This window comes from Mycobacterium sp. NGS45 (assembly GCF_059812645.1).
The window spans coordinates 1-5,148 of sequence record NZ_JCALDB010000046.1 but is presented as its reverse complement, the minus strand read 5'-3'; the positions used below and the strand labels follow the sequence as shown (position 1 = coordinate 5,148).

At 69.5% G+C, this 5,148-nt stretch carries 7 protein-coding genes; 2 read left to right on the top strand and 5 right to left on the bottom strand.

Annotated features, from left to right (window positions below):
• Both AC5Y3P_RS22215 and AC5Y3P_RS22210 read left to right on the top strand, forming a co-directional pair.
• A partial coding sequence (locus AC5Y3P_RS22215) for an NHL repeat-containing protein (RefSeq protein ID WP_500048099.1) occupies positions 1–536 on the top strand: 536 nt, incomplete at its 5' end.
• A complete protein-coding gene (locus AC5Y3P_RS22210; RefSeq protein ID WP_500048098.1) occupies positions 490–927 on the top strand; it encodes an NHL repeat-containing protein in 438 nt (145 codons plus the stop codon). The genes AC5Y3P_RS22215 and AC5Y3P_RS22210, both read left to right, overlap by 47 nt.
• A gap of 15 nt (positions 928–942) precedes the next feature.
• Here AC5Y3P_RS22210 and AC5Y3P_RS22205 read toward each other — a convergent pair whose 3' ends face one another.
• The 5 genes from AC5Y3P_RS22205 to AC5Y3P_RS22185 all read right to left on the bottom strand — a co-directional run.
• Complete coding sequence (locus AC5Y3P_RS22205) at positions 943–1,818, bottom strand: alpha/beta fold hydrolase (RefSeq protein ID WP_500048097.1); 876 nt, start codon at positions 1,816–1,818, stop codon at positions 943–945.
• Positions 1,815–2,729 (bottom strand): tyrosine recombinase XerC, encoded by a 915-nt coding sequence (locus AC5Y3P_RS22200; protein ID WP_500048096.1) that lies wholly within the window; start codon positions 2,727–2,729, stop codon positions 1,815–1,817. Before AC5Y3P_RS22200 ends, AC5Y3P_RS22205 begins: the two co-directional genes overlap by 4 nt.
• A gap of 94 nt (positions 2,730–2,823) precedes the next feature.
• A complete protein-coding gene (locus AC5Y3P_RS22195) occupies positions 2,824–3,678 on the bottom strand; it encodes a siderophore-interacting protein (RefSeq protein ID WP_500048095.1) in 855 nt (284 codons plus the stop codon).
• A gap of 102 nt (positions 3,679–3,780) precedes the next feature.
• Positions 3,781–4,911: a DNA-processing protein DprA gene (dprA, locus tag AC5Y3P_RS22190; protein ID WP_500048094.1), complete on the bottom strand. Its 1,131-nt coding sequence runs from the start codon at positions 4,909–4,911 to the stop codon at positions 3,781–3,783.
• Positions 4,908–5,148, bottom strand: a 241-nt coding sequence (locus AC5Y3P_RS22185) for a magnesium chelatase subunit ChlI family protein (protein ID WP_500048093.1), incomplete at its 5' end; no start/stop codon positions are given. The genes dprA and AC5Y3P_RS22185, both read right to left, overlap by 4 nt.

Genomic DNA, 5,148 nt, shown 5'->3' with positions numbered 1-5,148 from the left:
GAGTCACAGCGGCCGTCGCGATCGCCCGGAACAGCACGGATGCCCGGCTCGAGACGGCTACCCAGTTCAGCTACACCGCCGAACCCAGCAAGCTGCCGTTCGGTGAGGTCGAGCCCAAACGAATCGCCGTCGATGACGCCGGCACCGTCTACCTGTACAGCGAAACGATCAGCGACGCAGCACTGTCCAAAGAGGGCAAGCTGCTGAAGCTGCCGGCCGGCGCCAGCGAACCGACCGAAGTGGAATTGCTCGGCATCAACATGACCGCGGGGATCAACGATCTCGCGACCGACTCGGCCGGCAACCTGTACATCGCCAGCGAAGACGCAGTCTGGCAGTTGCCGGTCGGCGCGACCGACCCGGTCCGACTGCCGTTCAGCGGGTTCCTCACGGTGGAGGGCGTCACGGTGGGCGACGACGGCGTGGTGTATGCCGTCGGCCCCGTTGTTCGACCCGGTGGACACCACCCCGGGCGTCGAGGACGGGGCCATGAAGCTGGAACCGGATGCCCTCAGACCGACCGCGCTGCCCTTTGACGAACTGTTCCAGCCCAAGGGTATCGCCGTGGACCGGGACGGCACCGTCTATGTCGCCAGCAACCGCACTGGTGGCTCGGTGAAGCTGCGGCTGTTCAAGCTGGAGTCCGGCGCCGACACCCCGACCGAGATGTCGTTCAATCCCGCGCAAGGCGGCCTTGCGGTGAACCCGGCCGGTGACGTCATCGCCAGCTACGCCCGCAACGAAGTGGTGCAAGTGCCACCCGACGAGGACGGCGACCCGGTGAAATTGCCGTTCCCGGCCCTGAACTCATCGGACGTGGCCGTCGACTCGGCCGGCAACGTCTACGTCGCTTCCATGCGGATCAGGAATAGGCAGTTGGAAGTCGTCGAACCGGCCGCGGTGTACAAGCTGGCACCGGACGCTTGATTCAGTCCTGCTCGGTCAGCCTGCGCCCTCGAGAAACTCGACCATCGCCGCCAGCACCTCATCCGGCCGGTCCCGCTGCACCCAGTGCCCGGCTCCGCGCATGATCTCCAGCCGGGCATCGGGGATCAGCCGGGCCGCCGCCTGCGCCCGTGCGACCGGTACCCCGGTGTCGCGGTCGCCGTGAATGATCAAGGCCGGCACCGGGAATGACGGCAGCTGCGGTGTGTAGTCGGTGGCCAACCCGTTCCACCGAATCTGGTCGCGCTGCCATTGCGCGAATTCGTCGAAGCCGTGACCCTGCTGCGCCGCTGCACGCACGTCGGCGATCAGTTCCGGGGTGCGCCGGGCCGGATCGCGAATCAGCGACTTCATGCTCCAGTCCAGCGTCGCGGGGTTGGCGGCCAGCCGCCGGACCATCGGCCCCATCACGCCCGAAGCCACCGTGGCCCACGTCGTGACCTGACGCGCCAACGACAGCGGCCCGTCGGACAGTCGCGGCATGATCCCGTAACTGCCCAACAGCATTGCCGCACAAACATTCTCAGCGCCACCCAGCACGTGGCCGATGGTCATGCCGCCGCCCAGCGACAGCCCGCCCAGGACGTAGCTTCGCACGCCGACCGCATCGATGAATTCGGCGACGTAGTCGACCAGCCGCGACTGCGTCACCGGCCACGGCGGTGACGGGCTGTGCCCGAAACCGGGATGGTCGGGGGCCAGCACCCGGTATCCCCGCTGCGCCAACTGCGGCCCGATCCAGCCCCAGGACAACTCGGCGCTGTCCACGCCGGCGCCGTGCAACAGCACCACCGTCGTACCGGTTTGGGTACCACCCCACTCCAGATAGGACACCGCGCCCCAACCCAGGTCTGCAGTGCGCCGAGCACTCATGCCCGCGGGTGCGCCTGATCGTGCACGGCGCGCAACCGCGCCACCGTGACATGCGTGTAGAGCTGGGTGGTCGCCAAGGTCGAGTGCCCCAGCAGCTCCTGCACCACCCGCAGATCCGCGCCGCCCTCGAGCAGATGCGTGGCCGCGCTGTGCCGCAAACCGTGCGGACCCAGATCGGGCGCACCGTCGACGGCCGCCACGGTCTGGTGCACCACGGTGCGCACCTGCCGCGGATCGATCCGGCGGCCCCGGGCGCCCAGCAGCAGCGCCGGACCGGACTCCGCGGTCACCAAACCGGGACGCCCGTCGGCCAGCCAGACCCGCAACGCCTCCTCTGCGGGTTCGCCGAACGGTGCGCTGCGCTGTTTGTTGCCCTTGCCCAGCACCCGCAGCAGCCGCCGGTCGACGTCGACGTCGTCGATGTCCAGACCGCACAGCTCGCTGACCCGGATCCCGGTGGCGTACAGCAACTCGACGATCAACCGGTCCCGCAGCGCGATCGGATCACCTTCGGCAGCACCTGATTTCGCGGCTGACATGGCCTCCAACGCCTGATCTTGGCGCAGCACCGACGGTAGCGTCCGGTGCGCCTTGGGCACCTGCAACCGGGCTGCCGGATCGCCGTCCAGTAGGCCACGCCGGGCCGCCCAGGCGGTGAACGTCTTGATCGCCGAGGTGCGCCGAGCCAACGTAGTGCGCGCAGCCCCCGCGGCGGCCTGCTGCCCCAACCACGCCCGCAGCACCGGCAGCGCCAATCCCGTGAGTTCGGCGCCGGGCGTCTGCTGCTCGACGAAGTCGAACAGCAAGCGCAGATCACCCAGATAGGCCCGCTGGGTGTGCGCCGAACGGCCGCGCTCCAACGTCAGGTGCTCGGCGAACTCGTCGAGCACGGCGTCGAGATGCGCGGACATGCTTCTACCGTGGCAGATCCGCGCGCCGAAATCAGGAAGGCAGGCGCGTGCGTCGGGAAATCTCACCCTTGATCCGGCTCAGAGCGCGCACTCTTCAGGGCTCGGCGGCGGCTTCCTGTTCGGCGAGTTCCTTCTTCCACTGCCGGAAGGTTTCCTCGGTGCGCCCGCGCCGCCAATACCCGGAGATCGAGGACGCCCACTTGGCCGGGACGCCGCGCTCCTTGCGGATGTAGGGCCGCAGGTTGTGCATCACTGCCTGGGCTTCACCGTGGATGAACACCTGCACCTGCCCGGGCAGCCACGGCGCCGTGCGCACCGCCTCGACCAGCGGCGCGTTGTCGCCGGCGTTGGCATCGTCGACCAGGTCGGCGCGGCCACCCCGGTAGATCCAACTCACCCGCACACCTTCGGGCTTGTGCAGTTCGATCTCGTCCTCGGGACTGCCGACCTCGATGAACACCTGCCCGACCGCGTCGGCGGGCATGGCTTCCAGCGCCGTGCTGATCGCCGGGATCGCGGCCTCGTCACCGGCCAACAGGTGCCAGTCGGCAGCCGGGTCGGGCGAGTACGCCCCGTTGGAACTCGTCACATAGGCCGGGTCGCCGGGTCTCAGTCCGGCCGCCCACGGACCGGCCACCCCGTGCTCACCGTGCACGACGAAGTCGATCACCAATTCGCGGGCTACCGGGTCGGCGCGCCGGACCGTGTAGGTACGGACGGTGGGTTGCTGCTGCGGCGGCAGTTCCTTGAAGCTGTCCAGGGTCAGCGGACGCGGCAACGCCGCGACGTCGACACCGGCGGGCACGATCGCGATCTTGAGGTAGGAGTCGGCCCAATCGGCGTCGGTGAAGGTGTCGAATCCGTTGCCGCCGAAGATCACTCGCACCATGTGCGGTGCGATCTGTTCGGTTCGAATGACCTCGAACTCATGGACTGGTCGGCCTGCCACATTTGCCTCCGCTTCGCTACGTGCCCCACCCGACTATACGGTCGCCCCGTGCGGCGCGGACGTCTTGCCATCGGCGCAGGCCACCGAGACGCCGCGCCCAGCTCAACGCGCCAACCGCCAGCCGGCATCAGCCTGCTCGATGAACCCACCCAGCTCGAGCCCAACCAACTGCGCCATCACCACGCGTGCCGGCATGCCGGCCGCCTGGGCAATCTCGTCGACCGACGCCTGCCCACGCCCCGGCAGCGCCTCGTAGACCACCCGCTGCTGGTCATCGAGGTCATCCAACCGAGTTTGCGGATGCGGCTCGTCCTCGGCCAACTCCCCGATCCGGCCCGCCAGTTCGACGATCTCCTCGACCCGAGTTACCAACACCGCGCGGTCGTTGCGCACCAGCTGATGACAACCCGACGACGACGCCGAGGTCACCGGTCCGGGCAGCGCGCCCACCGGCCGACCCAAGGCAGCGGCCCAGGTCGCGGTGCTGGCCGCTCCGCTGCGCAACCCGGCCTCCACCACTACGGTGGCCCGTGACAGCGCTGCCACCAGCCGATTGCGGGTCAGGAAGCGGTGCCGCGCCGGCCGGGTGCCCGGCGGGTACTCGGTGAGCACCACACCGGTACCGGCGATCCGATGCAGCAGGGCCGAATGCCCGGTCGGATACGGGACGTCGATGCCGCCGGCCAGCACGGCCACCGTGACGCCGTCGGCGGCCAGGGTCGATCGGTGCGCGGCACCGTCGATGCCGTACGCCGCGCCGGAGACCACCGCGAAATCTCGGTCCACCAGACCGGCGGCCAGATCGGCAGCGACGTGTTCACCGTAGGCGGTGGCGGCGCGAGTGCCGACCAGCGCCACCGCCCGTTCGGCGATCTCGTCGAGCCGGCCCGGCCCCAACGCCCACAGCACCAGCGGCGGGCTGCCCCCATCCCGCTTGCGGGCCTCCTCGGAGCCGAATCCGACGAACGCCAGCAGCGGGTATTCCTCGTCACCGGGTGTGATCAACCGCCCGCCGCGGCGATCCAGCATCTCCAGATCATCAGCCGCACAATCGAGTTCGCGGCGCGCCTGCACCCGCTCGGACAGCCCCTCCGGCAGGTCGCCATCGGAGCGAATCCGGTCGGCCGCCTGCAGGGGCCCGACCTCGCTGACGAAATCGGCCAGCAGCGGACACGGCGGCTCGACCACCCGGGCCAGATACGCCCAGGCCTGCCGGACCTGGTCGGCGCTCACCGCGCCACCCCGCAGGACCGGAACGCCAGCGCCAACTGCACATCCTCGAGGCCCGGCGCCCCGCGGCCGGCCAAATCCGCCAACGACCACGCCACCCGCAACGCCCGGTCCGCTCCCCGGATGCTCAACAGTCCACGGTCGACCGCTTGCCGCAAGGGCGCCATCGCGGCCCGACTCGGACGAAATCCTCGACGCAGCACCGGTCCTGGAACCTCGGCGTTGGTGCGCACCCCGACC

Excerpts from the sequence above, each read along its gene's own strand:
- AC5Y3P_RS22205 (WP_500048097.1), bottom strand. The coding sequence starts at position 1,818 with ATGAGTGCTCGGCGCACTGCAGACCTGGGTTGGGGCGCGGTGTCCTAT.
- AC5Y3P_RS22210 (WP_500048098.1), top strand. The coding sequence starts at position 490 with ATGAAGCTGGAACCGGATGCCCTCAGACCGACCGCGCTGCCCTTTGAC.
- AC5Y3P_RS22200 (WP_500048096.1), bottom strand. The coding sequence starts at position 2,729 with ATGTCCGCGCATCTCGACGCCGTGCTCGACGAGTTCGCCGAGCACCTG.